Annotated in this window: 2 pseudogenes; one reads left to right on the top strand and one right to left on the bottom strand. The window is 59.5% G+C overall.

Going from position 1 to position 264, the window contains the following annotated elements:
* Window positions 1–113, bottom strand: a pseudogene (locus EOD29_RS37640) (histidine phosphatase family protein); the annotation flags it as partial.
* Between EOD29_RS37640 and EOD29_RS37635 the strand changes: the two are divergent.
* Window positions 108–264 (top strand): annotated as a pseudogene (locus tag EOD29_RS37635) (histidine phosphatase family protein); the annotation flags it as partial. The pseudogenes EOD29_RS37640 and EOD29_RS37635 sit on opposite strands and share 6 nt — an antisense overlap.

The raw sequence follows: 264 nt of genomic DNA, 5'->3' as shown, positions 1-264 counted from the left end.
CGGGCCAATGTCTCTATGAGCCCGAAAATCCGAGTTTGGACGTCCAGCATCGTCTCGCCTCCTGGCGTGCGGACGAGGCTGCGTGTGGTATTCCATCGGCGCCAAAGGGGATCATAGAGACATTGGCCCGTCGCGGCAACGATAGGCGCTTAGCGCTGGTGTCTCATGCCGATGTCATCAAGGCGGCTGTCAGCCATGTTCTGGGACTGCCAATCGACGCTTGGCCCAGATTTGATATTGCACCGGCCTCCGTCACCACCGTTG

Origin of the sequence: Mesorhizobium sp. M1A.T.Ca.IN.004.03.1.1, from assembly GCF_003997555.1 — a bacterium.
Taxonomy (GTDB): Bacteria; Pseudomonadota; Alphaproteobacteria; order Rhizobiales; family Rhizobiaceae; genus Mesorhizobium.
The sequence above is the reverse complement of the archived record's forward strand: the minus strand, read 5'-3'. Positions and strand labels throughout refer to the sequence as shown.